At 42.3% G+C, this 24,785-nt stretch carries 29 protein-coding genes; 25 read left to right on the top strand and 4 right to left on the bottom strand.

What is annotated here, in order from left to right; genetic code table 11:
- The 21 genes from BMX69_RS17920 (at nucleotide 1) to BMX69_RS17825 (ending at nucleotide 18,642) form a co-directional block, all read left to right on the top strand.
- Nucleotides 1-993 carry an ABC transporter ATP-binding protein gene (locus BMX69_RS17920; protein ID WP_100043113.1) on the top strand — a complete coding sequence of 331 codons (993 nt, stop codon included), beginning with the start codon at nucleotides 1-3 and terminating at the stop codon, nucleotides 991-993.
- Between the two features lie 186 nt (nucleotides 994-1,179).
- The gene (locus BMX69_RS17915; RefSeq protein ID WP_038284088.1) at nucleotides 1,180-1,911 is read left to right on the top strand and encodes an amino acid ABC transporter ATP-binding protein; all 732 of its coding nucleotides are present in this window, start codon (nucleotides 1,180-1,182) and stop codon (nucleotides 1,909-1,911) included.
- Nucleotides 1,912-1,950: 39 nt separating this feature from the next.
- Complete coding sequence (locus BMX69_RS17910; RefSeq protein ID WP_054791338.1) at nucleotides 1,951-2,841, top strand: transporter substrate-binding domain-containing protein; 891 nt, start codon at nucleotides 1,951-1,953, stop codon at nucleotides 2,839-2,841.
- A gap of 24 nt (nucleotides 2,842-2,865) precedes the next feature.
- Nucleotides 2,866-3,600: an amino acid ABC transporter permease gene (locus BMX69_RS17905; protein WP_100043112.1), complete on the top strand. Its 735-nt coding sequence runs from the start codon at nucleotides 2,866-2,868 to the stop codon at nucleotides 3,598-3,600.
- Entirely contained in the window at nucleotides 3,594-4,256 is a 663-nt protein-coding gene (locus BMX69_RS17900; protein WP_054791339.1) for an amino acid ABC transporter permease, read from the top strand. The genes BMX69_RS17905 and BMX69_RS17900 overlap by 7 nt, the downstream gene beginning before the upstream one ends.
- 16 nt (nucleotides 4,257-4,272) lie before the next feature.
- Nucleotides 4,273-4,869, top strand: coding sequence for a cytidylate kinase-like family protein (locus BMX69_RS17895; protein ID WP_054791340.1), 597 nt, complete (start codon nucleotides 4,273-4,275; stop codon nucleotides 4,867-4,869).
- 109 nt (nucleotides 4,870-4,978) lie between these two features.
- Nucleotides 4,979-5,107 (top strand): hypothetical protein, encoded by a 129-nt coding sequence (locus tag BMX69_RS24940; protein ID WP_278280689.1) that lies wholly within the window; start codon nucleotides 4,979-4,981, stop codon nucleotides 5,105-5,107.
- The gene (locus BMX69_RS17890; RefSeq protein WP_147297071.1) at nucleotides 5,061-5,990 is read left to right on the top strand and encodes a magnesium transporter CorA family protein; all 930 of its coding nucleotides are present in this window, start codon (nucleotides 5,061-5,063) and stop codon (nucleotides 5,988-5,990) included. The genes BMX69_RS24940 and BMX69_RS17890 overlap by 47 nt, the downstream gene beginning before the upstream one ends.
- 224 nt (nucleotides 5,991-6,214) lie before the next feature.
- Nucleotides 6,215-7,888 carry a DEAD/DEAH box helicase gene (locus tag BMX69_RS17885; protein ID WP_054791343.1) on the top strand — a complete coding sequence of 558 codons (1,674 nt, stop codon included), beginning with the start codon at nucleotides 6,215-6,217 and terminating at the stop codon, nucleotides 7,886-7,888.
- A gap of 212 nt (nucleotides 7,889-8,100) precedes the next feature.
- Nucleotides 8,101-9,492 carry a 23S rRNA (uracil(1939)-C(5))-methyltransferase RlmD gene (gene rlmD, locus BMX69_RS17880; protein WP_242941294.1) on the top strand — a complete coding sequence of 464 codons (1,392 nt, stop codon included), beginning with the start codon at nucleotides 8,101-8,103 and terminating at the stop codon, nucleotides 9,490-9,492.
- A gap of 18 nt (nucleotides 9,493-9,510) precedes the next feature.
- Nucleotides 9,511-10,380 carry a PhzF family phenazine biosynthesis protein gene (locus BMX69_RS17875; protein ID WP_100043109.1) on the top strand — a complete coding sequence of 290 codons (870 nt, stop codon included), beginning with the start codon at nucleotides 9,511-9,513 and terminating at the stop codon, nucleotides 10,378-10,380.
- Between the two features lie 109 nt (nucleotides 10,381-10,489).
- Nucleotides 10,490-10,945: a SoxR reducing system RseC family protein gene (locus BMX69_RS17870; protein ID WP_157724435.1), complete on the top strand. Its 456-nt coding sequence runs from the start codon at nucleotides 10,490-10,492 to the stop codon at nucleotides 10,943-10,945.
- A gap of 214 nt (nucleotides 10,946-11,159) precedes the next feature.
- On the top strand, nucleotides 11,160-12,491 hold the full coding sequence (gene rsxC, locus BMX69_RS17865; RefSeq protein WP_100043107.1) for an electron transport complex subunit RsxC: 1,332 nt from the start codon (nucleotides 11,160-11,162) through the stop codon (nucleotides 12,489-12,491).
- Nucleotides 12,492-12,500: 9 nt separating this feature from the next.
- The gene (locus tag BMX69_RS17860) at nucleotides 12,501-13,436 is read left to right on the top strand and encodes an RnfABCDGE type electron transport complex subunit D (RefSeq protein WP_054791346.1); all 936 of its coding nucleotides are present in this window, start codon (nucleotides 12,501-12,503) and stop codon (nucleotides 13,434-13,436) included.
- Entirely contained in the window at nucleotides 13,436-14,014 is a 579-nt protein-coding gene (locus BMX69_RS17855; protein ID WP_054791347.1) for an FMN-binding protein, read from the top strand. The genes BMX69_RS17860 and BMX69_RS17855 overlap by 1 nt, the downstream gene beginning before the upstream one ends.
- Nucleotides 14,001-14,609, top strand: coding sequence for an electron transport complex subunit RsxE (rsxE, locus tag BMX69_RS17850; protein WP_100043106.1), 609 nt, complete (start codon nucleotides 14,001-14,003; stop codon nucleotides 14,607-14,609). The genes BMX69_RS17855 and rsxE overlap by 14 nt, the downstream gene beginning before the upstream one ends.
- A 2-nt stretch (nucleotides 14,610-14,611) precedes the next feature.
- Nucleotides 14,612-15,184, top strand: a complete 573-nt coding sequence (gene rsxA, locus BMX69_RS17845) for an electron transport complex subunit RsxA (RefSeq protein WP_100043105.1) — start codon at nucleotides 14,612-14,614, stop codon at nucleotides 15,182-15,184.
- Nucleotides 15,185-15,273: 89 nt separating this feature from the next.
- On the top strand, nucleotides 15,274-16,080 hold the full coding sequence (locus BMX69_RS17840; protein WP_100043104.1) for an RnfABCDGE type electron transport complex subunit B: 807 nt from the start codon (nucleotides 15,274-15,276) through the stop codon (nucleotides 16,078-16,080).
- Between the two features lie 96 nt (nucleotides 16,081-16,176).
- Nucleotides 16,177-16,707, top strand: coding sequence for a GNAT family N-acetyltransferase (locus BMX69_RS17835; protein WP_054791349.1), 531 nt, complete (start codon nucleotides 16,177-16,179; stop codon nucleotides 16,705-16,707).
- Nucleotides 16,708-16,819: 112 nt separating this feature from the next.
- On the top strand, nucleotides 16,820-17,344 hold the full coding sequence (locus BMX69_RS17830; RefSeq protein WP_054791350.1) for a YaiI/YqxD family protein: 525 nt from the start codon (nucleotides 16,820-16,822) through the stop codon (nucleotides 17,342-17,344).
- The gene (locus BMX69_RS17825) at nucleotides 17,329-18,642 is read left to right on the top strand and encodes an MFS transporter (RefSeq protein WP_100043103.1); all 1,314 of its coding nucleotides are present in this window, start codon (nucleotides 17,329-17,331) and stop codon (nucleotides 18,640-18,642) included. The genes BMX69_RS17830 and BMX69_RS17825 overlap by 16 nt, the downstream gene beginning before the upstream one ends.
- 156 nt (nucleotides 18,643-18,798) lie before the next feature.
- On the opposite strand, the gene BMX69_RS17820 is transcribed toward BMX69_RS17825, so the two are convergent.
- Nucleotides 18,799-19,191 (bottom strand): RidA family protein, encoded by a 393-nt coding sequence (locus BMX69_RS17820; RefSeq protein ID WP_054791351.1) that lies wholly within the window; start codon nucleotides 19,189-19,191, stop codon nucleotides 18,799-18,801.
- Nucleotides 19,192-19,300: 109 nt separating this feature from the next.
- Between BMX69_RS17820 and BMX69_RS17815 the strand changes: the two genes are divergently transcribed.
- Both BMX69_RS17815 and BMX69_RS17810 read left to right on the top strand, forming a co-directional pair.
- Nucleotides 19,301-19,642 carry a winged helix-turn-helix transcriptional regulator gene (locus BMX69_RS17815; RefSeq protein WP_054791352.1) on the top strand — a complete coding sequence of 114 codons (342 nt, stop codon included), beginning with the start codon at nucleotides 19,301-19,303 and terminating at the stop codon, nucleotides 19,640-19,642.
- 92 nt (nucleotides 19,643-19,734) lie between these two features.
- Complete coding sequence (locus tag BMX69_RS17810) at nucleotides 19,735-21,081, top strand: DEAD/DEAH box helicase (protein ID WP_100043102.1); 1,347 nt, start codon at nucleotides 19,735-19,737, stop codon at nucleotides 21,079-21,081.
- A 127-nt stretch (nucleotides 21,082-21,208) separates the two neighbouring features.
- Here BMX69_RS17810 and BMX69_RS17805 read toward each other — a convergent pair whose 3' ends face one another.
- Nucleotides 21,209-21,550, bottom strand: coding sequence for a winged helix-turn-helix transcriptional regulator (locus BMX69_RS17805; RefSeq protein ID WP_054791353.1), 342 nt, complete (start codon nucleotides 21,548-21,550; stop codon nucleotides 21,209-21,211).
- A 187-nt stretch (nucleotides 21,551-21,737) separates the two neighbouring features.
- Between BMX69_RS17805 and BMX69_RS17800 the strand changes: the two genes are divergently transcribed.
- Both BMX69_RS17800 and BMX69_RS17795 read left to right on the top strand, forming a co-directional pair.
- The gene (locus tag BMX69_RS17800) at nucleotides 21,738-22,064 is read left to right on the top strand and encodes a cupin domain-containing protein (protein WP_054791354.1); all 327 of its coding nucleotides are present in this window, start codon (nucleotides 21,738-21,740) and stop codon (nucleotides 22,062-22,064) included.
- Between the two features lie 46 nt (nucleotides 22,065-22,110).
- Nucleotides 22,111-22,491 (top strand): VOC family protein, encoded by a 381-nt coding sequence (locus tag BMX69_RS17795; RefSeq protein ID WP_054791355.1) that lies wholly within the window; start codon nucleotides 22,111-22,113, stop codon nucleotides 22,489-22,491.
- A 122-nt stretch (nucleotides 22,492-22,613) separates the two neighbouring features.
- On the opposite strand, the gene BMX69_RS17790 is transcribed toward BMX69_RS17795, so the two are convergent.
- Both BMX69_RS17790 and BMX69_RS17785 read right to left on the bottom strand, forming a co-directional pair.
- Nucleotides 22,614-23,765: a Gfo/Idh/MocA family protein gene (locus BMX69_RS17790; RefSeq protein WP_100043101.1), complete on the bottom strand. Its 1,152-nt coding sequence runs from the start codon at nucleotides 23,763-23,765 to the stop codon at nucleotides 22,614-22,616.
- Nucleotides 23,766-23,778: 13 nt separating this feature from the next.
- A complete protein-coding gene (locus tag BMX69_RS17785; protein ID WP_100043100.1) occupies nucleotides 23,779-24,768 on the bottom strand; it encodes a sugar phosphate isomerase/epimerase family protein in 990 nt (329 codons plus the stop codon).
- Nucleotides 24,769-24,785: the final 17 nt, after the last annotated feature.

Here is a 24,785-nt window from a genome sequence, read left to right as displayed (position 1 = left end):
ATGGATAACAGGAACCAGGAAATCCTGCTGGAAGCCAGGGAGGTATGTAAATATTTTCCTGCCAAGGACTTTTTCGGCCGCAAGAAGGCAGAGGTAAAGGCAGTGGACGGGGTGAATCTTACCATCCGAAAAGGGGAAACCTTTGGACTGGTAGGAGAATCCGGCTGCGGGAAATCCACCTTAGGACGGACCCTAATCCGTATGTACGATCCAACCAGCGGGTCTATCCTGTTTAAGGGGCAGGATATCACCAGGGTAAAGGGCAGTAAGTTACTTCCGATCCACCGGCAGATGCAGATCATTTTCCAGGATCCCTATTCAGCCCTGGATCCTCACCACAATGTGCGGGAGATCATTGGAGAGTCCATGGCGGCGGTATCTGGCATAGCGGCAAGCGAGGTGGACGGCAGAATCGAAGAGATGCTTAAAAAGGTTGGAATGAAGCCGGATGACATGTACAAGTATGCCTATGAGTTTTCGGGAGGCCAGCGTCAGAGGATCGGAATTGCCAGGGCATTGGCAGTAGAACCGGAATTTTTACTCTGTGACGAACCGATCTCGGCCCTGGATGTTTCCATTCAGGCACAGGTAGTGAACATGCTGGAGGATTTACAGGAGGAGATGGGGCTTACTTATCTGTTTGTAGCCCATGATCTGTCCATGGTACGCCATATTTCCACACGGATCGGCGTCATGTATTTAGGCAGACTGGTGGAGATCGCAGACAGTGACGAACTGTATGAAAATCCTCTTCATCCTTATACAAAGGCGCTTCTTTCTGCTATCCCGGTAGCTGATCCGCAACTTTCTGCAAAGTCAAAGCGGCTGATGCTTCATGGAGAACTTCCAAGCCCTATGCATGTGCCTTCCGGCTGCCATTTTCATACCAGATGCATGTATGCCGTAGAAGAATGCAGCAGGGCTGTGCCGGAGATGAAAGAGGTTTCACCCGGACATTTTGTGGCATGCTCTTGTCTGCCAATTAAAGGATAAAACGAAAATAATCCTTGACTTTTCAAATAAAACTTTTTATAATAACAACAATTAAAAAAAGACTAAGCAAAGACGCTTAAGACATTCAAACTCTAAGGCGTCTTTTTGCATATTTTTAGGAAGAAATACAGAACGCCTTGTGTCCAAAAGACATAAACAAGAAATAAGAGGAAAGGGGATGGAATTATGCCAGATATGGTGAAAGTTGAAAACTTAAAGAAGAACTTCGGAGATTTAGAGGTTTTAAAGGATATAAGCCTGACAGTAAAGGAGGGCGAAAAGCTGGTCATAATCGGACCCTCCGGCTCAGGAAAGTCCACCTTTATCCGCTGCATCAACTACTTGGAGGAACCAACCAGCGGAAAGATAACCGTGGCAGGCACGGAAGTGACAAAAAAGAACCATTTGGAAATGGCTAAAAAGTATTCCTCCATGGTCTTTCAGCAATTCAATTTATATCCCCATCTCACTGTCTTAGAAAATCTGACTTTAGCACCCATTAAGCTGCAGCATGTTCCCAAGGAAGAGGCAAAGAAGAATGCCATCAAATGCCTGGAACGAGTCGGTTTAAAGGAAAAAGCGGGAAATTATCCGGTCCAGCTCTCCGGCGGTCAGCAGCAGCGAGTGGCCATAGCCAGGGCTCTATGCACCAAACAGCCCTTAATACTATTTGATGAGCCTACCTCTGCACTGGATCCTGAGATGGTTCAGGAGGTTTTAAATGTTATGGTGGAGCTGGCTCATGAGAACATCACCATGATCTGTGTGACTCATGAAATGGGCTTTGCACGCCAGGTGGCAGACCGGGTGATCTTCATGGATGGAGGTTACATCCTGGAAGAGGGAACACCGGAACACTTTTTTGAATGTCCGGAACATGAGCGGACCAAAGCGTTTTTAAGCAAGATCCTTCATTAGGATGTTGATTAAATTATATTAATGAGGAGGGAACCAATTATGATGAAGAAAATGTTATCACTTGCCCTTGCTTTTGCGACTGTGGCATCTTTAACCGCATGCGGCGCAAAGGCTCCGGAGGCTACTACGGCTGCTCCAGCTGAGTCTACTGCAAAGGAAGGAGCAGCTGGCTCAGATGCAGCAGGCGGAAAAGCAGCAGCAGACGTACAGAAAATTATTGACCGCGGAGTTTTAAAGGTTGGCTGTAAGGCAGATATTCCAAAGTTCAGCTTACAGAATACGGCTACCGGAGAATATGAAGGCTTTGAGGATGACCTGGCTTATGAGATTGCCGGCTCCATCTTCGGATGCACCGCAGATGAAGCAAAAGAAAAGAAGCTGGTAGAATTCCAGGGCGTAACCGCTAAGACAAGAGGACCTCTCTTAGAGAACGGAGAGATCGATCTTGTTATCGCTACCTTTACCATTACACCGGAAAGAAAAGAAACTTATAACTTCTCTACCCCATATTTCACTGATGCGGTAGGACTTCTGGTTAATAAGAGTTCCGGGATTGAGTCCATTGAAAATCTGGATGGCAAGATCATCGGAGTTGCCCAGTCCTCTACGACAAAGGACGGCTTTAAGAAATATGTTGATGAAAAGGGATACAAAGTAAATCCTCAGTTCCAGGAGTTTGACGGTTATCCGGCGTTGGCTCAGGCACTGGCAACCAATCAGATCGACTGCTTTTCCGTAGACCGTGCGATTCTGGCAGGCTATTTAAACGACGGCAACCAGATCTTACAGGACCGGTTCGCGGAACAGGATTATGGTGTTGCAGCAGCAAAAGAGAATGCAGGGCTTGCAGCTCTTGTTGATGATAAAGTGACTTCCATGATTTCTGACGGTTCTCTTATGAATCTTCAGGACAAATGGGGCTTGCAGTAAACCCATATGTAAAGGATAGATGACATGATAAAAGGTCTTTTTGATGCAAAACGCTGGAATGCCCTGTTTCAGGCATTTCCTGAATATTATATACCGGGCTTTCTTATGACGCTTAAAATATCACTGGTGGGGCTGGCCGTTGCGCTGGTCCTGGGAGTGATATTTGGTATGTTTTCCACGGCTAAATTTAAGCCATTAAAGATAATTTCACGAATTTATGTGGAATTCATACAGAATACGCCTTTGGCTTTGCAGGTATTGTGCTATTATTCTGTGCTGCCTATGGTATTTTCCAGCTCAGGGTTCCGGATTCCCAAGTTCGTGCTGGGCGTGATCGGAGTAGGTGTCTATCATGGCGCCTATATATCAGAGGTCATAAGGACCGGAATAGAAGCCATACCAAAAGGCCAGTCCGAGGCAGCTTCGTCTCAGGGCTTTTCCTATCTGGATACCATGTATCATATCATTCTGCCTCAGACTATAAAGATTATTATGCCGCCTCTTGCGAATCAGGCGCTGAATCTGGTGAAGAATACCTCCATTCTGGCTATGGTGGCTGGTATGGACCTTATGTATTTTACGGATTCCTGGGGAGCTGACCGGGGATACTTTGCCCAGGCGTATTTTACAAGCGCCGTGATGTACTTTATCATCTGTTTCCCATTGGCAAGGCTGGCCCGTTATCTGGAAATCAGATCCATGCGGCTTCCCGTAGCAAAAACGCTTGATATCAAGGCAGATGAGGAGGCAGCATGTTAGAATTATTTCATCAAATATTTACACCGGCTAATGTGACCTTCATGCTGAAGGGCCTAAGAATGACGGTCATGATCGCTGTTCTGGCCACCGTTATCAGTACATTTTTCGGAACGATCCTGGCTCTTATCAGGACCTATTCATCAGGGAAATGGAAGTGGGCAGGAAGGCTCGTGGCTGCCTATACGGAATTTTTCCGCTGTACACCCAATCTTTTGTGGATACTCTGGATCTATTTCACAGTAAAGGGGAATAAGGTAGGAGTATCAGTATTTGCGATTTCCCTTTTTACCTCAGCGGTCATGGCTGAAATATTCCGGGGGGGCTTAAACTCCATTCCAAAAGGGCAGTTCGAGGGAGCCCAGTCCCAGGGATTCAGCTTTATAGAGACTCTTATATTTATCGTGCTTCCCCAGATGTATAAGAAGGTGATTCCGGCCCTGCTCAGCCAGGTGATCACCATTATCAAAGACACTTCCTTCTTAAAGATGGTGGATGTGGCGGAGTTTATGAGAAACTGCTCCGTTGTTCTTGGAAGCATATACGATGTCAGAGGCATGCTGCTTTTATTCGGTTTTGAAGCTCTCTGCTATTTTACCATCTGCTTTGCCCTTAGCTGCGCGGTGAGGGGATATCAGAAAACCATTGTGACTGGTTAGGGAGGATCATCTTGACATGAAAAAGTTTACTATCACCATTACCCGTGAATTCGGAAGCCTGGGGCGTTCCATCGCCAAGGAGCTGTCCAGAGAGCTGGGAGTGGAATTCTATGACCGTGATATTGTGGAGGAGGTCGCTAAGCAGTTGAACCTTCCTGTTTCCACGGTCAGCGATGAAGAAGAAAAGTCAAAGCAAAGCTTTTTGCCACGCATGTTTCCTTTGGGAACTGACGAGACTTATATCCAGGATATTATTTTTGATGTTCAAAAAGGCATTATTCTGGATCTGGCCAAAAAGTCCAGCTGCATCCTGGTAGGAAGATGCTCGGATTACTTACTGGAAAAGGAAAAGAACAACATCAATATTTTCATTTATGCACCTTATGAAAAAAGGCTGGAAAACTGTGTGAACACTCTTGGCATGACTGAGAGTGAGGGGAAACGAATGATCGCCTCCGTAGACAAGGCCAGAAATGCCTATCATAAGAAATACGCCGGTTATCTGCCAGGTGATCCGAAGCATAAGAATCTGATGATCGACTCCTCCCTTCTTGGAGTTACAGGAACTGCAAAGCTGATCGCTGAGATTGTGCACCAGCTGTATGGCGAATAGAATAGGAAGCTTTTGTAAATACAGGCCATTTTGGCGAAACTCGGGTGAATGCCCGGTTTTTCGCTGAAAGGGCCTGTTTTGTTGACATGGAAGAGAACCAGGGATAAAATTGGATAAAGGAACAGGCTGGCAGGGATTGGGTGAGGAGGTCTGGCCGCTTGATAAATATACATCGGCAGGAGGAAAAGAACGTGCGTTATCGAATAAAGAAAAGGCTGGTTCCCGTGGGAACGGATGAGGTAGTTCCGGAAGGGGAGGCCCTTGTGGAGATCATGAGCAAGGAAGAATACTGGAAAGAATATCATACGAAGTATCAGGACCATTTGCTGATGAAAAGTTTGGAAAGGGCGCAGTATTGCAGGGCAGACTTATTAAAGGACTGTATCATCGGAACCCTTGTTATTCCTGTTAAAAAGGAACTTCTGGGCAGTCCCGTAGTGTTTGGCTATTACATGGACAAAAGCCGGCTTATACTCATTGATGACAGCGGGGAAGCGAAAAAAATACTTCATGAAATGGAGCGGATCCAGTACTTTGACAAGACCGGTGTTTCCCATATGTTTTTTGAATTTCTGGAGTATCAGGTTAAGGATGAGATTGAATTTTTACAGAAGTATGAGGAAAAGCTGGCAGCAATGGAAGACCGGATCATGAGCGGAAAAAGAGAGCGGAGTGATGTTCCGGGAGCCATACTAAGGGCGAGGAAGGAGCTGGCAAAGATTTCTTCCTACTATGGACAACTATTAAATGTCAGCCAAACCTTGACGGAAAATTATAATGGGCTATTAAAGGATGAAGACTGTGCACTGTTCCATCTGTTTTCCGGCCGTATGGCAAGGCTTACCGAGCATGGAAAGGAATTAAGGGAATATGCCCTGCAGATCCGGGAAATGTATCAGGTGCATATAGATATGAAGCAGAACCATGTGCTGTCCTTTCTCACAATGGTCACTGTGATCTTCATGCCCCTTACGCTGATTGCCGGCTGGTATGGCATGAATTTTAAAAATATGCCGGAACTTAACTGGGATTACGGCTATCAGGTCTGTGTGACAGCCAGCGTAATAATTATTCTGATAGAGATATGGTATTTTAATAAGAACGGCTGGTTAAAAAGATAGGAATTAAGGGATTTGGTAATTATTTCCTGTTGAAAAGTTGCGGGAAATTCAAGTCATTGCCCTTGACACTCAAAAAAAAATCTGCTATAGTATATCTTTGTGTGAAGCGAGAGGATGAAGGTCTGAAACGTGCCTGATACCTCTCGTTTTGTTTGCGAAAAGTGTGTGCGAGGCCGTCGGCAACATGGGAAGCCGGTTGGCCGTAAGAAAGGAACCAAGCATTTATGGAAACAATTAGATTTGATGAATTACAGTTAGATGAAAGAATTCTGCGGGCAGTTGCAGACATGGGATTTGAAGAGGCATCTCCGATCCAGGCCCAGGCCATTCCGGTCCAGGCTGAGGGAAGGGATATCGTTGGGCAGGCTCAGACAGGAACCGGAAAAACAGCAGCCTTTGGCATCCCACTGTTGCAGAAGATTGATCCTAAGGTGAAAAAGCTACAGGCGGTTGCCCTCTGTCCTACCAGAGAGCTTGCCATTCAGGTGGCAGATGAAATCCGCAGGCTTGCAAAATACATGCACGGTGTGAAAGTCCTTCCGATTTATGGAGGACAGGACATTGTAAAACAGATCCGTTCTTTAAAAGACGGTACTCAGATCATTATCGGAACTCCTGGACGTGTTATGGACCATATGCGCAGGAAGACCGTGAAATTCGAGAACGTTCATACGGTAGTCATGGATGAAGCCGATGAGATGTTAAATATGGGATTCCTTGAGGATATGGAAACTATTTTAAGCCAGCTTCCGGAAGAGCGCCAGACGGTTATGTTCTCCGCTACCATGCCGCCTGCTATCATGGAAATTGCCAGAAAGTTCCAGCAGGAGCCGGTGACCGTTAAGGTAGTAAAGAAAGAACTGACCGTTCCCAAGGTAACCCAGTATTATTATGAAGTAAAGCCTAAGAGCAAGGTAGAAGTTATGTGCCGTCTGCTTGATATGTACGCACCAAAGCTGTCCGTTGCTTTCTGCAATACCAAAAAGCAGGTAGACGAGCTGGTACAGGCTCTTCAGGGACGCGGTTACTTTGCGGAAGGACTTCATGGAGACTTAAAACAGATCCAGCGTGACAGGGTCATGAACAGCTTCCGTAACGGTAAGACAGAGATTCTTGTGGCAACTGATGTTGCAGCCCGTGGAATCGACGTAGACGACGTAGAGGCCGTATTTAACTACGACCTTCCCCAGGATGACGAATATTATGTTCACAGAATCGGCCGTACCGGTCGTGCAGGCCGTGAGGGTATTGCCTTCAGTTTTGTAGTGGGTAAGGAAGTTTATAAGCTTCGCGATATCCAGCGTTACTGCAAGACCAAGATCATTCCTCAGGCAATCCCTTCCTTAAATGACGTAACAGCTATTAAGGTGGATAAGGTTCTGGAAAATGTGGCTGATACCATTGGAGATACTGATTTAAGCAAGATGGTAAACATCATTGAAAAGAAGCTTTTGGAAGAGGATTATACCTCCCTTGATCTGGCAGCAGCTCTGCTGAAAATGATGATGGGCGAGGAAAATGAAGATATCATCGATACAAGAGAGCCTCGTTCCCTTGATGAACTGGAAAGCCTATATGGCGGCGGAAACCGTGGCCGCGGCAGCAGAAACGGAAATGGCCGTGGAGGACGATATGATTCTTCTTCCAGAGATGATATGGCCCGCCTGTTCATTAACATCGGAAAGAACCAGAATGTGAAGCCAGGTGATATTCTGGGCGCCATTGCCGGAGAGTCCGGTATGCCGGGTAAAATGGTCGGAAGCATTGATATGTATGATAAGTATACATTCGTAGAGGTGCCGAGAGAAAGTGCCGACACAGTATTACAGGCTATGAAGGATGTTAAAATCAAAGGAAAAAATATCCATATGGAAAAAGCCAACGGAAAAGGCAGATAAATTTCCGGGAGCTGGGAGAGAAAGGAAGACGGAGCGTCTTGCCGGATCCACCCTGCTCCCGTTTTTTTGTCCACAGGCCGTAAAAGGTTTTCTTGCTTCTTGTGGAAAAAGAAGTTACAATAAGTTCAAGATGTGTATATGATACCGGCTTCATGGGGTTTTGAGCCTGGAAATGCTTCGGACAAGGCGTGATAATCAGCCTGGGCGCGGGTATGCAGAAACTGGAGGTTATGATGGCAGAGTGGAAGAAGAATGATCGGATAGAGGTAGTGATTGAGGATATGAGCGAAACCGGGGAAGGCATCGGTAAAACCGATGGATTTACCTGGTTTATTAAGGATACAGTTATAGGAGATAAGGCCCAGGCAAAGGTGATGAAAACCAAGAAGTCCTATGGGTTTGCAAAGCTGGAGCGGATCACAGAGCCGTCTGTAAACCGTGTGACACCCAAATGTCCGGTTGCAGGGCCCTGCGGCGGCTGTCAACTTCAGGCAATGGATTATGAAGAACAGCTTCGGTATAAAGAACGGAAGATTTATAACAATATTACCAGGATCGGCGGTTTTACTGAAGTTCCCATGCTGCCTATCATGGGGATGGACGAGCCATGGAGATATAGGAATAAGGCACAGTTTCCATGGGGACTGGATAAGGATGGGAACATCATTGTGGGATTTTATGCGGGACGCACCCATTCGATCATAGACTGTGAGGATTGTCTTCTGGGAACAGAGGAAAACCGGGAGGTCCTAAGCCGGATCAAAGCGCATATGGAGCGGTATCACCTTATGCCTTATGACGAAGCCACTCACAAGGGGCTGATCCGTCATACCCTGATCCGTAAAGGGTTTCGTACCGGTGAACTTATGGTCTGTCAGGTTATTAATGGAAAAAGCCTGCCTCACAGCGGGGAACTGGTGAATCGTCTACTGGAAATTCCGGGTATGACCAGTATTTCTTTTAATATCAATAAGGATAGAACCAATGTGATCTTAGGGGACCGGGTGGAAAACCTTTATGGACCAGGTTATATTACGGATTATATCGGCGATGTGAAATACCGCATTTCTCCTCTTTCTTTTTATCAGGTGAATCCGGTGCAGACGGAAAAGCTCTATGGCACTGCTCTTGAGTATGCAGGACTTACCGGAGGGGAAACGGTTTGGGATCTTTACTGCGGGATTGGAACCATCTCGCTTTTCCTGGCACAAAAGGCAAAAAAGGTGTATGGAGTAGAGATCGTGCCTCAGGCCATTGAGGATGCCAGGGAGAATGCCAGATTAAATGGATTGGATAACGTGGAGTTCTTTGTGGGGAAGGCGGAAGAAGTTCTGCCCAAGCAGTATGAGAAGAATCATGTGCATGCGGATGTTATTGTGGTGGATCCTCCCAGAAAGGGCTGTGATGAAGCGTGTTTAAATACCATTGTGAAGATGGCGCCGAAGAGAGTGGTGTATGTGAGCTGTGATTCCGCTACATTGGCAAGAGATATGAAATACCTGGCTGAGAGAGGGTATGAGGTGGAGAAGGTCAGAGGGTGTGACATGTTTCCTCAGGCGTTGCATACAGAAGTAGTTGTCGGATTAAGTCGTAATATACCATAAATTGGAGCTTGGAAATATATGAAAATAAACGTATACACATTAAATTCTTTTGCTAAAACAAAAGAAGGCGGAAACCCAGCAGGTGTTGTTATGAATGCAGATTCATTATCTGAGGAAGAAATGAGAAAAATTGCCGCTGTTCTTGGATTCAGTGAAACTGCTTTTGTATTACAATCAAACGCGGCAGATTTTAAAGTGAGATTCTTTACACCGAATGAAGAGGTGGACTTATGTGGTCATGCTACGATTGCCACCTTCTATGCAATGTCAAGTCTAAATTTGTTAAAACAAGGGAAGTATGAGCAAGAAACCAGAGCAGGAATACTTGGCATTGAAATTCACAACGATAATTTTGTTATGATGGATCAATCGATTCCTGTATTTTCAGAAATTATAGATAAAGATGAAGTAGCAGATTCCTTAAACATCAGTACTTCCCAAATTTCAGCAGACTTGTTGGTTCAAGTTGTATCAACAGGGCTTCGGGATATTATGGTTCCTGTAAGAAGCATTGAGATTTTAGATGCGATCAGACCTGATATGAAAAAAGTAAAAGAAATCAGCCAGAAGTACAATACTGTCGGATACCATGTTTTTTCTTTGAAATCCTTATATGGCGCTAACGCTTATTGTAGAAACTTTGCTCCCTTATATGGTATCCCGGAGGAATCAGCCACAGGAACATCGAGCGGTGCACTTGGTTGTTATTTGTACCACTATGGAAAAATCAACGAGGAGCAGGCTTCACACATTGTTTTTGAACAAGGTTATTCTATGAAAAGGCCATCTGAAATCCGAGTGTCTTTAGCTGTAAAGGAAAATGAAATTTTTGAAGTCAAGGTCGGAGGGAGAGCGATGAATTTAACCTTAACGGAAGTCGAAATATAGAATAAGAGAACCTAAGCAGCTAAGAGTAAGCATCTGGATGATAACAACAAAAATTTGCCGTTTAAAAAAATAAATGATATTCTATACAAAAGCTGAGGAGGTTTTTGTAATGACTGAGAAAGGTTTGGTAACAAAATTATCAGGAAAGAGCATGTGCGTGAAAATGTTCCCACTTACAAGCTGCGGTGAGTGTAAAGCATGTGATGCGCACAAACGGTCTGACATGACAATAGAAATTGAAAATACCTGTAACGCTTCTGTTGGAGACTATGTATCTGTTGATATGAAGGAAACTATTTTGGCAGGTGCTGTTATTTTTTACGGTATACCGCTTATGGCTTTTATAATTGGTATTTTGCTTGGCTGGCTGATTACACCGGGCTTGGTTTCAGAAAGCCTGCGGGAGCCGGTTACAGCCGCTATAGGGGTAAGCTTTTTATTATTAAGCTATTTGTGTATCCGCCTGGCAGATCCGCTGATTAAGAGTCATACGACATTTCCGGTAGCAACAGCAATTATTTCAAATGACTTGGAAGACGACCCGGAAGAAGAAAAAGAATATTAAAAATTACCACTGTAGAGTTTATAGCTTTACAGTGGTTTTTTTTGTGGTAATTTATTGCATTTTGTGGTAATTTGCAGCATCTTATGATAATTTGCAACACTTTGTAGTATTTTGCAACATTTTGTGAACTTATTAACGAAATTGTTATCTTTTTGATGATATGTTATAATATTTAGCGAGAGTTAAAAAAAACAGAAAGACTTGGAGTGAAATTATGAGATTGCCTACTTTTAAAAGAGGAATTCATCCAAAAGGTGAGAAACACCACACGGATGACAAAGCAATACAAGTAATACTCCCCAGAGTCGGTTCTAAAATGGTATATCCTATGGTGCAAAGCATAGGTGTTCCATGCCAGCCTGTTGTATCTGTTGGTGAGCATGTGCTTCTGGGACAAAAAGTTGGAGATGCGGAAGGTTTTATTTCTTCTCCAATTCACACAAGCGTTTCGGGTACTGTAGACGCGATTAAAAAGGTGCTTACCCCTGCCGGAATTGTTTCAAACGCTGTTATTGTAGAAAATGATGGTCTCTATGAAGAGCACCCTACAATTTCTAAACCCAAAGATTATAACAGCTATACCAATGATGAGATTTTGAAAATAATTCGAGAGGCTGGAATAGTCGGCTTGGGAGGAGCAGGCTTCCCAACCCATGTGAAGCTATCGCCGCCTAAGGATATGATCATTGATAAAGTCCTTATAAACGGAGCGGAATGCGAGCCGTACCTGACAACTGATTATCGGGTTATGCTGGAGGAGTCAGAAAAAATTGTCATTGGTATAGAGATCATACTAAAGCTATTGCCGACGGCTGTAGCCATTATTGCAATTGAAGACAATAAGCCGAAAGCAATAGATGCTATAAAAAAGGCATGTGAGGGCCATAACAAAATAAAAGTTCTTACAATAAAAACAAAATATCCTCAAGGCAGCGAAAAACAATTGATTCAAGCCTGTACCGGCCGTGAGGTGGAAAAAGGAAAGCTCCCTGCAAGTTCCGGTGTTTTGGTGATCAATGTGGATACTGCGGTTGCAATCCATCGTGCAATTGTAAGAGGACGCCCTTTGATGCGCAAGGTTGTTACCTTTGCAGGCAGTGCGATAAAAAAACCGGGCAACTATAAAATCAGACTTGGAACGCCCATTGACGAAATCGTTGAGGATATCGGCGGATTGAATGTCGAACCATCAAAAATTATAGTGGGTGGCCCAATGATGGGAATATCTACATATAAGCTGAAAATACCTGTCATGAAAACAACATCCGGTATTCTTCTTTTTGCAGCAGAAGAGGCAGAAATACCTCCTGAAAGAAATTGCATCCGATGCGGCCGCTGTGTGGCTTGTTGCCCCATTGGGCTTATGCCGTATGCGCTCAATCAATTTGTGATCCACCGCGAAGTAGATAACTTTGTTCATAATAATGGGATGGAATGCATTGAATGCGGCAGTTGTTCCTATGTATGCCCCTCTAAAAGGCACTTGACGCAGACCATTAAAAAGAAGAGAAGACAATTGCTTTCACAAAAAAAGAATAAAGGATGATTAAAATCAATGTCAAAAAAAATATTAGTTTCAGCTAATCCTCATATACGCTCCGAAGCTACCATTGAAAAAATCATGTATGATGTAGTCATCGCACTTTTGCCCGCATGCATTGCAGGAGTTTATTTCTTTGGTATAAGAGCACTTATTACAATTGTTTTATCTGTGACAGCGTGTGTATCTGCTGAATGGTTATTCGAAAAAATAGCAAAAAAGCCAATAACCATTCGGGATGGCAGCGCCGTCGTTACAGGCTTATTGCTGGCAATGAATTTACCATATACGGTTCCCTTCTGGCTGCCAGTTGTCGGCGGCTTCTTCGCAATTATTATTGTCAAGATGTTGTTTGGTGGGCTGGGGCATAATTTTATGAACCCGGCACTGGCTGCCAGAGCATTTTTATTGACTTCTTACCCTGTACAAATGACAACCTGGTCGATCGATGCCACCTCAGGAGCAACACCTCTTGGGCGCATGGAGGAAGGCGGTTTCATACCGGCCTCAATTGATTATTTCAATGCCCTTTTCGGCTTTAATGGCGGCAGCCTTGGGGAGGTATGTACGATTGCAATTATTTTAGGTGGCATTTACCTCATTGTACGCGGTGTCATTTCATGGAGAACCCCGGTTTCTTTTATTGCAGCATTCTTCCTCCTTGCGTCAATAATAAAACGCCCTGGATTTGATGCTTCCTATCCGCTGTATGAACTTCTCACTGGCGGTTTGATGCTGGGTGCGTTTTTTATGGCCACCGATTATGCTTCGGCCCCCATTCATCCGAAAGGGCAATTCATTATGGGAATTGGTTGCGGAGTACTCGCCATTCTCATCCGGTTCTACGGCGGATATCCGGAAGGTGTCTGCTATTCTATTCTGATTATGAATCTTGTTGTCCCATATATAGATAAAATTACGGTGCCTCATGTATATGGAGGTGGAAAATAATGTTCAAATCTGTTATAAAGCAGGCATTGTTTTTATTCACGACGACAGTAATCATTGCCGCCCTGTTAGGCGTTGTACACTATGTTACCGAAGAGCCTATTCAGGCACAATTAGAGAAGGAATTGCTTTTAGCAAAGCAAATATTATTGCCCTCTGCAACAACCTTTGAAACAGTTGACATCACAAAAGATAACGTGCCATCTGTAAAAATGGTGGAAAGAGGCCTGGATATATCCGGAAGCAAGGTTGGATATGTTGTAACCGTTACACCGAAAGGGTATGGGGGAGAAATTTTGATAATGGTAGGATTTGATGCTAGCATATCCTTGACAAGCTATCGTATTTTAAAATCAAATGAAACACCTGGCCTTGGCGATATGGCTGCAAAACCGGAATTTACAAGCCGCTTTGAAGGCTGGTCCGGTTTTCCGATCGACATTGTAAAGAATCCCGCAAAAGAAACGGAAGTACAAGCGATCACAGGTGCAACCATAACTTCTAAAGCAATGGTACAAGGAATAAATAATGCCGCTGAAATTGTCACATTCATAGAGGAGGAAAATAATGAGCAATCTTAAAAAAATAGCTTTCAACGGGATTATTCGTGAAAATCCTGTATTTGTCCAACTTATTGGTCTGTGTCCGACTCTTGCGGTCACCACGAGTGCATCAAATGGCTTGGGTATGGGTGTTTCTACAACATTGGTCATGACGTTTTCAAGCATGGTGATTTCTTCTTTGCGGAACGTTCTGCCCGAAAAAGTCAGACTACCTCTTTTAGTTTCTATTACAGCTGGTTTCGTTACCATACTTCAGCTTATCATAAGTGCGTATTTTCCTGATCTTGATAAATCCTTAGGTATATTTATCCCATTGATTGTTGTAAACTGTATTCCGTTTGCAAGAGCAGAGGTTTTTGCATCAAAAAATAGTGTCTTCCACTCTACGGCGGATGGCTTCTTCATGGGCTTAGGCTTTACGGCTGCTCTTATACTTATTGGCAGTATTCGTGAAATTATAGGAGCCGGGACTTTCTTTGGGATTACAGTTCTTCCGTCGCAATTCCCAAAAACACTTATTATGATTTTTGCCCCCGGAGCCTTTTTTACAATTGCATTTATCATTGCAATCATTAACTATTACAAAGAAAAACCTAAAAAGGAGGATCAATAAGTATGGATTTATTTTTTCTGTTTTTAGGTGTGGTTTTGGTCAATAACTTTATCCTCGCTCAGTTTTTAGGGGTTTGCTCCTTCTTTGGAGTTTCCAATAAAATTGAAAACTCCATAGGGATGAGCCTGGCTGTTACCTTTGTTATTACACTGTCCGCCTTCTTTACGCATATCACCTATCGATATATACTGGTGCCATTGGAGGTGGAATATCTATCCACAATGGCTTATATCCTGATTATAGCATCGCTTGTTCAGCTTGTGGAAATGTTCATAAAAAAAAGCAGTCCCGCTCTTCACCGTGCTCTTGGCGTGTACCTGCCTCTCATTGCAGTTAACTGCGCGATATTTGGTGTTGCAATCATTAATCAGGAGAATAATCATACGCTGCTTCAATCAGTTGTCTTCGGCTTTGGTGCTGGGGTTGGATTTTCTATTGCGATTCTTTTACTGGCAGGGCTGCGTACAAAGCTTGAAAAAGCAGATATCCCCAAGATATTTAAAGGATATCCGATTACCTTTATTATCGCTGGATTAATGAGCATTGCATTTATGGGATTTAATGGTCTGTTTTAGAACTGTATTAGAAGTAACCTAATGGCTCAACAGAACTGGATGCTTTATGACTATAATCATACAAAAAAATGATATGAGGAGAAAATTATATGAATTTCCCCGCTTTTATAAATCCGATTATTGCGATGGGCACAATTAGCATGATCTTTGGACTTGTGCTCAGTTATGCAGGCAAAAAACTTGAAGTACAGGTTGATGAACGCTTGCAGAGAGTTCTCGATGCATTGCCCGGAGCAAACTGCGCCGGATGCGGCTTCGCAGGCTGTTACTCATTTGCCGAGGCATTGGTAGAAGGTCGCGCCCCATTGAATGGATGCCCTGTCGGAGGAGCCAGCACGGCCGAAAACATTGCCGCTATTCTTGGGGTTAAGGCCGAATCCTTTGAAAAGCATGTTGCCTTTGTCAAATGCATGGGCTCGGTTGCGGTTGCGCACTACAGATACAGCTACCAAGGGATTTTGGATTGCAACGCTGCCGTACAGCTGGCAGGCGGAGGCACAAAGCAATGTACATATGGCTGCATCGGTCTTGCAAGCTGCGTGAAGCTATGCCAATTCGGTGCCATACGGATTGAAAATAATATTTCGGTGATTGATCCGGCAAAATGCACTGCTTGCGGTAAATGCTTACCGGCTTGCCCCAAGAACCTTATTGAACTGGTCCCAGTATCCTCCAATGTAAGAGTTTCATGTTTCACAAAGGAAAAAGGCAAGGAAGTAAAGCTCCACTGTTCAGTGAGTTGTATTGGCTGCAAGCTGTGTGAAAAGGTGTGCAATTTCGATGCCATAACGGTTAAGAATAATTTGGCAAAGATTGATTACCAAAAGTGTACACAATGTCTGGCTTGTGTTAAAAAGTGCCCTTCAAAGGTTATTACTATCATTCATGAAGAATAAGAAAACCCCGTAAATCAGTTTTGGAAAAAGGTTCGGATTCTGCCGGATAGATACTTTAAAGTATGTTGAAAGAAATAATTGAAAGGTGGCAGCATTATGGATAGAGTGAAATTGGTAGCGCCGTCTAAAGAGTATGAAAACCAGGTAATGGCATATAAAGCAGAAATGCTGAAAAATAATGATAGTTTTGACGGTTGTGCTGGCTTGGAAGATGTTGATAAATATGATGAATGGCTAAATTTTGAAGAACGGTTATCAAAGAAATATGGAGATGCATATGTTCCTTCAGAAGTTTATTTAGCAGTTAGACGTTCCGACAATAGGCTGATTGGAATCATAGATTATCGGCATCCTTTATCAGAGTTTTTGCTAAAGTATGGTGGTAATATCGGATATAGTGTAAGACCCCTGGAAAGACGAAACGGATATGCAAAGGAAATTTTAAAATTAATATTATGCAGATGCAAAGAATTAAATGAAGAGAGAGTTTTGTTGACTTGCGATAAAGGAAACATTGCTTCTTCAAAAGTAATTATAGACAATGGCGGAATACTGGAAAATGAAGTAAATGATACGGTGGGCATAAGTGAATCTGGTATCATACAGAGATATTGGATTGTTTTGTAATATGCTATGATGTAATTGTGAAAATGGAACTTGAAATATTTAGGATTTAATAGTAGAGTATCAGTGGAGGTGGCAGTTTGTTAAAGTATGCTGAATGAGGGAGAAGATGTAAATGAAGATTTATGTGGATGCAGACGCCTGTCCGGTAGTTAAAATAGTGGAAAAGATAGCAGAAGAGAATAAGATAGAAGTATGTCTCCTATGCGATACCAATCATGTGTTACAGTCCAATTATAGCGTGGTAAAGGTTATCGGAGCAGGAGCAGATGCAGTCGATTTTGCATTGGTTAACCTGTGTAAATCCGGTGATATTGTGGTAACGCAGGATTATGGTGTGGCAGCAATGGTATTGGGAAAAGACGCTTATGCGATTCATCAATCTGGAAGATGGTATACCAATGACAACATAGATCAACTTCTTATGGAGAGGCATATGGCAAAAGCTGCGAGGAGAGCAAAATCTAAACATCATCTGAGCGGACCAAGAAAAAGAACTCTGGAAGATGACAAACAGTTTGAAGAATCTTTTCGGAAATTAATCGCCCATGCTGTTGTTAAGGAAGATAGGGTTTATGGAAACCCAGATTATCAGGATTCTATCTCGAAAACGAGACGAGGAAAATGGAGAAACCAGTGAATACAGTACAAAAAATAAAAACTCTGCGGAAGCACCCATTAATTGAATTATTAAAAAATAACAAAGGGAATCCAAGAACTCTGATTTTGATGGAACCGCTCTGGGGTATTCCTTATAACTTGATCGCACCTTTTGCTACATTATATATGTATACGCAGGGAATAACGGATGTTCAAATCGGACTGATCCTATCGGTTGCCATGTTTGTCCAGGTGTTTTTTTCCTTCTTCGGCGGTATCATCACCGATAAGTTTGGCCGCAAGTTTACAACCATGATGGGTGATTTCTTTGGTTGGTGTGTTGCTTGTCTGATCTGGTCTGTTTCGGGTAACTTTTGGTTCTTTTTAATTGCAGTTTTATTTAACAGTTTTGAACAGATTAACCAGACTGCATGGTATTGCTTATTGATTGAAGATGCAGATCCCAAGGATTTATTAGGAATCTATACCTGGGTGAACATAGGCGGTCTGGTTGCAATCTTTTTTGCACCAATATCAGGATTGCTGATAAATTCCTTTACCGTGGTTCCGGTTGTCCGTGTTTTATATTTTGTTTTTGCTGTGAATATGCTGATTAAGGTGATTGTTACTTTTCGGTATTGTGATGAAACCCGGCAAGGTAAGATTCGTATGGCCGAGACGAAAGATACCACTGTTTTACAGATGTTATATGAATACAAGGATCTGATATCAAAAGTGCTAATGGACAAAGAGATTATGAAAGTGCTTATTGTCTCTGTAATATTACATATAACAAATCTTGTCAGTACCAACTTCTTTAGCTTGTATGTAACACAGAGGTTAGGTATAGCGGATCGCTATCTGGCTTTTTTTCCTATTTTGAATGCGGCTGTGATGTTAATTTTCATGATTGGAGTCCAGCACCGCTTGGAATCTGTAAAATTCCGGATACCGATGTGGATTGGTCTTGTATTGTATGCTGCATGCTCGATTCTTCTGATACTGACTCCGGTCGGTGGTATGCCGTTTATCATCATTTATGTCTTTGTTGCAGCAGTAGCCAGTGCCCTTGTAATGCCTCGTAAAGATGCCTTGCTCCAGCTAAATATTAATCCGAAGGAGCGTGCTCGTATTAATGCTTTGATTATGTCCTTTACCATTGCTTTTGCTTCACCATTTGGCTATTTTGCTGGCTGGTTATCAAGTATTGACCGCCGCCTGCCATTTGTGTTTACATTTTCTATATTCATCGTAGCAATTATTATCGTTGGCCGTATCCGTGATCCTGAATTCGGTAAAGATCATGAGGAAGCTGATAATTCTGTGGCTCATGGTTAACCGTTTCATCGGTAACTTTAGGATTTCTTAATCCAGGGTTGATAAATAACAGAGGTGTAAAATGAACTGCTCCCTGTCAAAAAGTAAGGGAGCGGTTCATTTTTTCTGGTGAACTCGATGCCTGATCTCCTGGCGTCTTGTAACCCTGCGAACGATTTAACTAATATGTGCTATAGCACGAATTTCAATCAACTGGTCAGGGAACGCCATACCTGACACACCGACCAGGGTGCCGGCTGGCCGATGATCACCCACATACTCCTTAAAAATACGAATGCACTTTTCAAAATGTTCTTGCGGGTCAGCCAGAAAAATCTCCATCTCTGCGATGTTCGATCTGGCAGCGCCAAATCCTGCCAGTACGCGGTCAAGATTCTCCAGCGTTTGTCTTGTCTGTACCTCGATATCGCCCTCTCCGACAAACGTGCCCTGTATATCATGGGAGAATTGACCCGAAATATATAGAGTGCCGTTAACGCAGTAGCCTTGGGCGATGCCGTGTTCGTCTTCCCATGGAAGACCGTGGTTGTAGGTATTAATATCAGCCATTATTATCTCTCCTTTACTTTAAAGTGAGCTTAGTATATACTAAGCTAAAATAAAAGAATAGTACGCACTATGTTAATAGGTACTATTCGAAAGGATAGTGTATGTAAACATGGGCATGGCTGATTTTAATGGTGAAGTTAAAAATATTCAGGATACACCTTTTGGCTATACAATGTCAGTGATTGGCGGTAAATGGAAAATGGTTATAATATACCTTTTAGCCGAAAATCAACCAGTTCGCTTTAATGAACTGAAAAGACAATTAGGAACTATTACTTTTAAAGTATTGAGTTCTCAATTAAAAGAATTGGAGGCGGATGGACTGGTGAACCGAAAAGAGTTTCCTCAGATCCCTCCTAAAGTAGAGTACAGTCTGACTGATAAAGCAGAAACTCTATTACCCGTTTTGGAAGAGTTGTGTGAGTGGGGAGGTAAAAATCGAAATAATTAATAGTCAGCCGATCATGCCGTTCTAAATGGACTGGCTTGGTCAAGCGTCATATAAGAGATAAATTAAAACAATACAGATTAAAAGGAGAATTTATGCAATTTAAAGAATTAAATATTATGCCTGATATTATTAAGGCTTTGGAAAAGGAAAATTACGATGTTCCTACACCGATACAGGAAGAGGCAATACCAGTTATATTAAGCGGCAGGGATTTACTTGGTTGTGCCCAGACTGGTACCGGAAAAACAGCTGCTTTTGCTATACCGACGATTCAGCTGCTCAGTGAAGAAAAAATGCCTCATCGGGCAAAACAAAATATAAGGGCTCTGATCGTAACACCGACGAGAGAGCTCGCTCTGCAAATTTATGAAAGTTTTAATACTTATGGGAAATTCACCGATTTAAAATGTTGTGTAGTCTTCGGGGGAGTATCTCAAAAGCCTCAGGAGGAAAGTTTAAAGCAAGGAGTAGATATACTGGTAGCAACGCCAGGAAGACTGCTGGCCTTAATTGATCAAAAAATTATAAATATAGAACATATTAAAATATTTATCTTGGACGAAGCTGACCGTATGCTGGATATGGGATTTATTCATGATGTTAAAAGGATCATTGCCAAAACACCTTTAAAAAAGCAAACATTACTTTTCTCGGCTACGATGCCGCCAGACATCGCCAAGCTGGCGAGTACGATATTAAAGACTCCTGCGAAAATAGAAATCACTCCGGTATCATCAACAGTGGATACCATCGAGCAGTATCTGTATTTCGTTGATAAATGCAATAAGAAGGATTTGCTTTTGCACATTCTAAAAGATAAAAACATAGATTCAGCGCTGGTATTTACACGTACCAAGCACGGGGCGGATCGCCTTATGAAGCAATTAGCAAGAAATGGTGTGATTGCGCGGGCGATTCATGGTGATAAATCACAGGGAGCGCGTCAGAGTGCATTAAACAACTTTAAAAACAAAACATTGCGAATATTGCTTGCAACAGATATCGCGGCAAGAGGAATAGACATAGATGAACTAACCCATGTTATTAATTATGACCTGCCAGATATACCAGAGACGTATGTGCATCGTATTGGGCGAACAGGCAGGGCAGGACTTGGTGGAACAGCAATATCTTTTTGCGATTTTGATGAAAAAGGACAACTTAACGATATTGAAAAATTGATTGGGAAGAAAATAACAGAAATTAAAGATCATCCCTACCCATTAAAGAACAACTTTCCGGCGATAAAGGTTGTGCAGCCAAGAAGAGATACAGCAAAAACAGCAAAATCAGATGCATCGCCAAAGAGAGAGTCATTGCATACAGCTTCCATAGATCGTGTTTCATCTTCAAAGAAAAAGTATCGAATGACAGCAGATGGAACATTAAAAGAAAAAAGGAGTTTTAATAAATTTTCAAAGAATGACAAAAAGCGGTAGATTTGCTCTTCCGTTGTATTATAGATTTTGATGAAGTAAAGAAATATAGAAAGAAGAATGCCGGTGTTTAACTTACGCCGGCATTCCTTTTTTCGATAAAGATGAGATTTGAATGATGAAATTAAAATTATCCATTATTTTGCTTATTCAGATTGCTTTGCTTTAGATGCTCTAATCCCCATCGATTCATTTCCTCCATAATCGGACTTAATGATTTTCCAAGTTCCGTTAGAGAATATTCGACCTTTGGCGGTACCTCTGGATAAACCTTTCTATCAATTATCCCATCGGCCTCCAGCTGGCGAAGCTGTTGAGTCAGCATCTTCTGACTTATTCCGTTGATTCCTTTACTGAGTTCAATAAATCTTTGTGTACCGTTATTGAATAGATTTCTCAGAATAAGCACCTTCCATTTATGCCCGATCAGATTGACGGTATGTTCAATAGGGCATAATTTATCACACGGCATTATGATCACTCCTATCAACTATTGTATTTACTTACTGTTTGGTTAGTATAGCACAAAATAGTGCCTTCTTGCAAAAAGTTTGTAACGATATTATAGTGAATATACAGCAGTACCATTCAAATCAGTTGGTTTCGATTTAAATGGAGAAAAATTGCTGAATATTATTTCAAATAGATAGGAGTTAAGTATGAAAAAAATTAATATTAACGATATTCTGGATTTTGCAGCTGATAAAAGTGCGCGTAAGGCAATTTTTAAAGAAGGCCAGTTGGATACAGGACTTTTACTATATGCCCCGGGACAAACAACACCAGATCATAAGCATTCGGATATCGATGAAGTCTTCTATGTGATTTCTGGTGAAGGTACCATTACCATAAACAATGAAGAAATGCCTGTGAAGGAAAAGGATATCATTTTCTCCCCAAATGGTGAGACACACGGATTCAATAATACCAGCTCTGATAATTGGGTGGTGCTGCAGATTAAAATTGAAACATCCAAAAAGGATTAAACGATATATATAAAAAATTAAGATTCAGTGCAGGAGGTATTGTTTTATGTTTACACGAATAGACCATGTTGCATTTTCAGTAAAAGACAGACAAAAGTCGATCGACTTCTATGAAAAAAACTTTGGTTTTAAAAGATATTTTGAACACGATGTTCCCGGAGTGCCGGACCTTGAGAAGGTTGTTTACCTTCAGTTAGGCGATACCGTGTTAGAGTTTGAACACTGGACAAATGAAAAGGAGAATAAGGGGTATCATTTCTGTCTCATTAGCGATGATTTTGATTTTGATTATCAAAGGCTTAAGAACGCAGGGGTCCCGGTTGTGACTGAGCCACATATTCCCGAGCCCAGAACGCCACAGGAAAAAGGTTGGAAAAGAGTTGTTTTTCAAGGCCCTGATGGCGAATTCATTGAGTTTCGAGGGTAAACATGTGATTTGTTAACAATTACTAGCTATATAATTATAGACAGTAAGAATCATTCTGTTCCCGAAATTCTTACTGTCTATAAATCAATGAAAATGACGATTCTTTGAATCTAATGGTAGGATCAAATGATAGACCACCCTGAATCATTTCCAGCACTTTCTACAACAGCATGGATAAACTTTACACCTTCAACCCCATCTTCAATTTTAGGGAAATCCAAATCTTCTGCTGTTAGTTTTTCAACGTTAATGGTTTTTAAAATGGCACCAAGATACGTTTTGTAGACATTGGCGAAAGCTTCGTAATAGCCTTCAGGGTGTCCGCTAGGAATACGGTTCAGCCTGGCAGCTCTTCCGGTAATATATCCGGTACCTCTTTCATAAATAGCTGATGGCTGTCCTTTTAACGTGACCTTTAGCTGATTCGGCTGTTCCTGCCTCCATTCAATGGACCCCTTGGTGCCGAAAATCCTTATGGTTAAGCCATTTGCATAGCCTACAGCAACTTGAGAACAGGAATAGACACCGCTAGCACCGTTATCAAACTCAACCAGCATGTTTGCGTTTAACTCCAAAGGCTGATTGAAATAATCCAGCTTGGCAGCGACACGTTTGATTCTCAAACCAGTCATATACGCTACGGTGTTTTCAATATGAGTTCCGATGTCCCCAACGCAATTGGATATACCCGCAATTTCAGGATTCGTCCTCCAACCAGATAATTTTGCTGTTTGAGAAGCATCGCTGCCAATGGAATCGATAAGCCATTCCTGCAAATATTCTGCATTTACATTGATAACCTTGCCGATGGTACCCTCCTGGATCAGCTGTTTCGCCTGCTTTACCATTCCATAACCGGAATAAGTGTATGTTACGGCAAATAACAACCCTCTTTCAAAGGCGATTTTTTTCAATTCCTCTGCCTGGCTTATTTCAGAGCATAGCGGTTTTTCACAGACTACGTTAATATCATGTAACAGAAATTCTTTTGCTATATCATAATGAGTTGAATTTGGTGTGACAACACATACAAAATCGATTTTATCTTTTCTTTGACTTTCCTTTTCTGCCATTTCTTTATAATCTGCGTATACCCTGTCTGCTGGTAAATGATAATAATCTCCGGTTTCCAGATTGTTTGATTTGTTCGAACTAAAGCACCCGGCAGTCAGCATTGCATTGACTTCGAAATTGATAGCATTTTTATGTACTTTGCCAATGAAAGAGTTTAGGCTCCCTCCTACCATACCATAACGGACTATATCGCGTTTCATAATATTACCCTCCTCAGCTTTTAAGTGCATCGTCAAATTTAACATTTGAAGGAGCAAAGTCAACCTTTTTTACAAAGGCTGCTGCTTCTGCTCCGCCATATTCCCTTTCCATACCGCTATCTTCCCATTCTACCGATAAAGGACCCTGATAGTTATGCCGGTTTAAAACGCGGATTATTTCTTCAAAATTTACATCTCCATGTCCTAAAGAGCGGAAATTCCACCCTCTTCTTAAATCACCAAAACCAATATGTGAGCCAAGCAAACCAGATTTTCCATCTAAAGTCACGGCGGCATCCTTCATATGCACATGATAAACTCTATGAATGAAATCATTCAGGAAGATATGCGGCGTGATTCCCTGCCATATTAAGTGACTGGGGTCAAAATTAAGGCCGAATTCTTCGCGGTCAGCAAACTTTTGAAGAATTTTTTTAGTGGAATAGTAATCGAATGCGATTTCGCTGGGATGAACTTCCAAAGCAAACTTAATACCATTTTCTCTGAATACATCGAGTATTGGGGTCCACAAGCGAACAATATCGTCAAAGCCTTCTTCAACCATTTCATCTGTTGTCTGAGGGAAGGAATACAGGTATTTCCATATAGGAGATCCTGTAAAGCCTGTAACAACCTTTGCACCTATGCGCTTCGCTGCAATTGCACAATACTTCATCTCCTGAACGGCCCAGCTACGTATTTCCTCTGGTTTATTCCAATATTCTTTAGGAGCGAAATTATTCAGTCTTACATCCGGCCCATCTCCTACACATTGGCCGATGATATGTGCTCCGAGGGCTTCACATTTTAAATCATGCTTTTTCAGAGTATTCAGGATGGACTGAACGTAACTTTCATCCGTTGCAGCTTTTGATGGATTTAAATGATTGCCCCAGCACGCTATTTCCAAGCCATCATATCCCATTTGCTTAGCCTTTTGACACATAATGTCAAATTCTAAATCCGCCCATTGGCCAGTAAATAATGTTACCATTCTGCTCATGATATAGCCTCCTTTAG

It is taken from the genome of Lacrimispora sphenoides JCM 1415, from assembly GCF_900105615.1.
In the GTDB taxonomy this organism is placed as follows: domain Bacteria; phylum Bacillota; class Clostridia; order Lachnospirales; family Lachnospiraceae; genus Lacrimispora; species Lacrimispora sphenoides.
The sequence above is the reverse complement of the archived record's forward strand: the minus strand, read 5'-3'. Positions and strand labels throughout refer to the sequence as shown.

Coding starts and splice junctions, on each gene's coding strand:
- rsxA (WP_100043105.1), top strand. CDS start 14,612: ATGGATTTATTTTTTCTGTTTTTAGGTGTGGTTTTGGTCAATAACTTT.
- BMX69_RS17895 (WP_054791340.1), top strand. CDS start 4,273: ATGAAAAAGTTTACTATCACCATTACCCGTGAATTCGGAAGCCTGGGG.
- BMX69_RS17785 (WP_100043100.1), bottom strand. CDS start 24,768: ATGAGCAGAATGGTAACATTATTTACTGGCCAATGGGCGGATTTAGAA.
- BMX69_RS17860 (WP_054791346.1), top strand. CDS start 12,501: ATGTCAAAAAAAATATTAGTTTCAGCTAATCCTCATATACGCTCCGAA.
- BMX69_RS17900 (WP_054791339.1), top strand. CDS start 3,594: ATGTTAGAATTATTTCATCAAATATTTACACCGGCTAATGTGACCTTC.
- BMX69_RS17915 (WP_038284088.1), top strand. CDS start 1,180: ATGCCAGATATGGTGAAAGTTGAAAACTTAAAGAAGAACTTCGGAGAT.
- rsxE (WP_100043106.1), top strand. CDS start 14,001: ATGAGCAATCTTAAAAAAATAGCTTTCAACGGGATTATTCGTGAAAAT.
- BMX69_RS17905 (WP_100043112.1), top strand. CDS start 2,866: ATGATAAAAGGTCTTTTTGATGCAAAACGCTGGAATGCCCTGTTTCAG.
- BMX69_RS17825 (WP_100043103.1), top strand. CDS start 17,329: ATGGAGAAACCAGTGAATACAGTACAAAAAATAAAAACTCTGCGGAAG.
- BMX69_RS17820 (WP_054791351.1), bottom strand. CDS start 19,191: ATGGCTGATATTAATACCTACAACCACGGTCTTCCATGGGAAGACGAA.
- BMX69_RS17870 (WP_157724435.1), top strand. CDS start 10,490: ATGACTGAGAAAGGTTTGGTAACAAAATTATCAGGAAAGAGCATGTGC.
- BMX69_RS17815 (WP_054791352.1), top strand. CDS start 19,301: ATGGGCATGGCTGATTTTAATGGTGAAGTTAAAAATATTCAGGATACA.
- BMX69_RS17910 (WP_054791338.1), top strand. CDS start 1,951: ATGATGAAGAAAATGTTATCACTTGCCCTTGCTTTTGCGACTGTGGCA.
- BMX69_RS17840 (WP_100043104.1), top strand. CDS start 15,274: ATGAATTTCCCCGCTTTTATAAATCCGATTATTGCGATGGGCACAATT.
- BMX69_RS17885 (WP_054791343.1), top strand. CDS start 6,215: ATGGAAACAATTAGATTTGATGAATTACAGTTAGATGAAAGAATTCTG.
- rlmD (WP_242941294.1), top strand. CDS start 8,101: ATGCAGAAACTGGAGGTTATGATGGCAGAGTGGAAGAAGAATGATCGG.
- BMX69_RS17875 (WP_100043109.1), top strand. CDS start 9,511: ATGAAAATAAACGTATACACATTAAATTCTTTTGCTAAAACAAAAGAA.
- BMX69_RS17805 (WP_054791353.1), bottom strand. CDS start 21,550: ATGCCGTGTGATAAATTATGCCCTATTGAACATACCGTCAATCTGATC.
- BMX69_RS17855 (WP_054791347.1), top strand. CDS start 13,436: ATGTTCAAATCTGTTATAAAGCAGGCATTGTTTTTATTCACGACGACA.
- rsxC (WP_100043107.1), top strand. CDS start 11,160: ATGAGATTGCCTACTTTTAAAAGAGGAATTCATCCAAAAGGTGAGAAA.
- BMX69_RS17830 (WP_054791350.1), top strand. CDS start 16,820: ATGAAGATTTATGTGGATGCAGACGCCTGTCCGGTAGTTAAAATAGTG.
- BMX69_RS17790 (WP_100043101.1), bottom strand. CDS start 23,765: ATGAAACGCGATATAGTCCGTTATGGTATGGTAGGAGGGAGCCTAAAC.
- BMX69_RS17920 (WP_100043113.1), top strand. CDS start 1: ATGGATAACAGGAACCAGGAAATCCTGCTGGAAGCCAGGGAGGTATGT.
- BMX69_RS17810 (WP_100043102.1), top strand. CDS start 19,735: ATGCAATTTAAAGAATTAAATATTATGCCTGATATTATTAAGGCTTTG.
- BMX69_RS17795 (WP_054791355.1), top strand. CDS start 22,111: ATGTTTACACGAATAGACCATGTTGCATTTTCAGTAAAAGACAGACAA.
- BMX69_RS17800 (WP_054791354.1), top strand. CDS start 21,738: ATGAAAAAAATTAATATTAACGATATTCTGGATTTTGCAGCTGATAAA.
- BMX69_RS17835 (WP_054791349.1), top strand. CDS start 16,177: ATGGATAGAGTGAAATTGGTAGCGCCGTCTAAAGAGTATGAAAACCAG.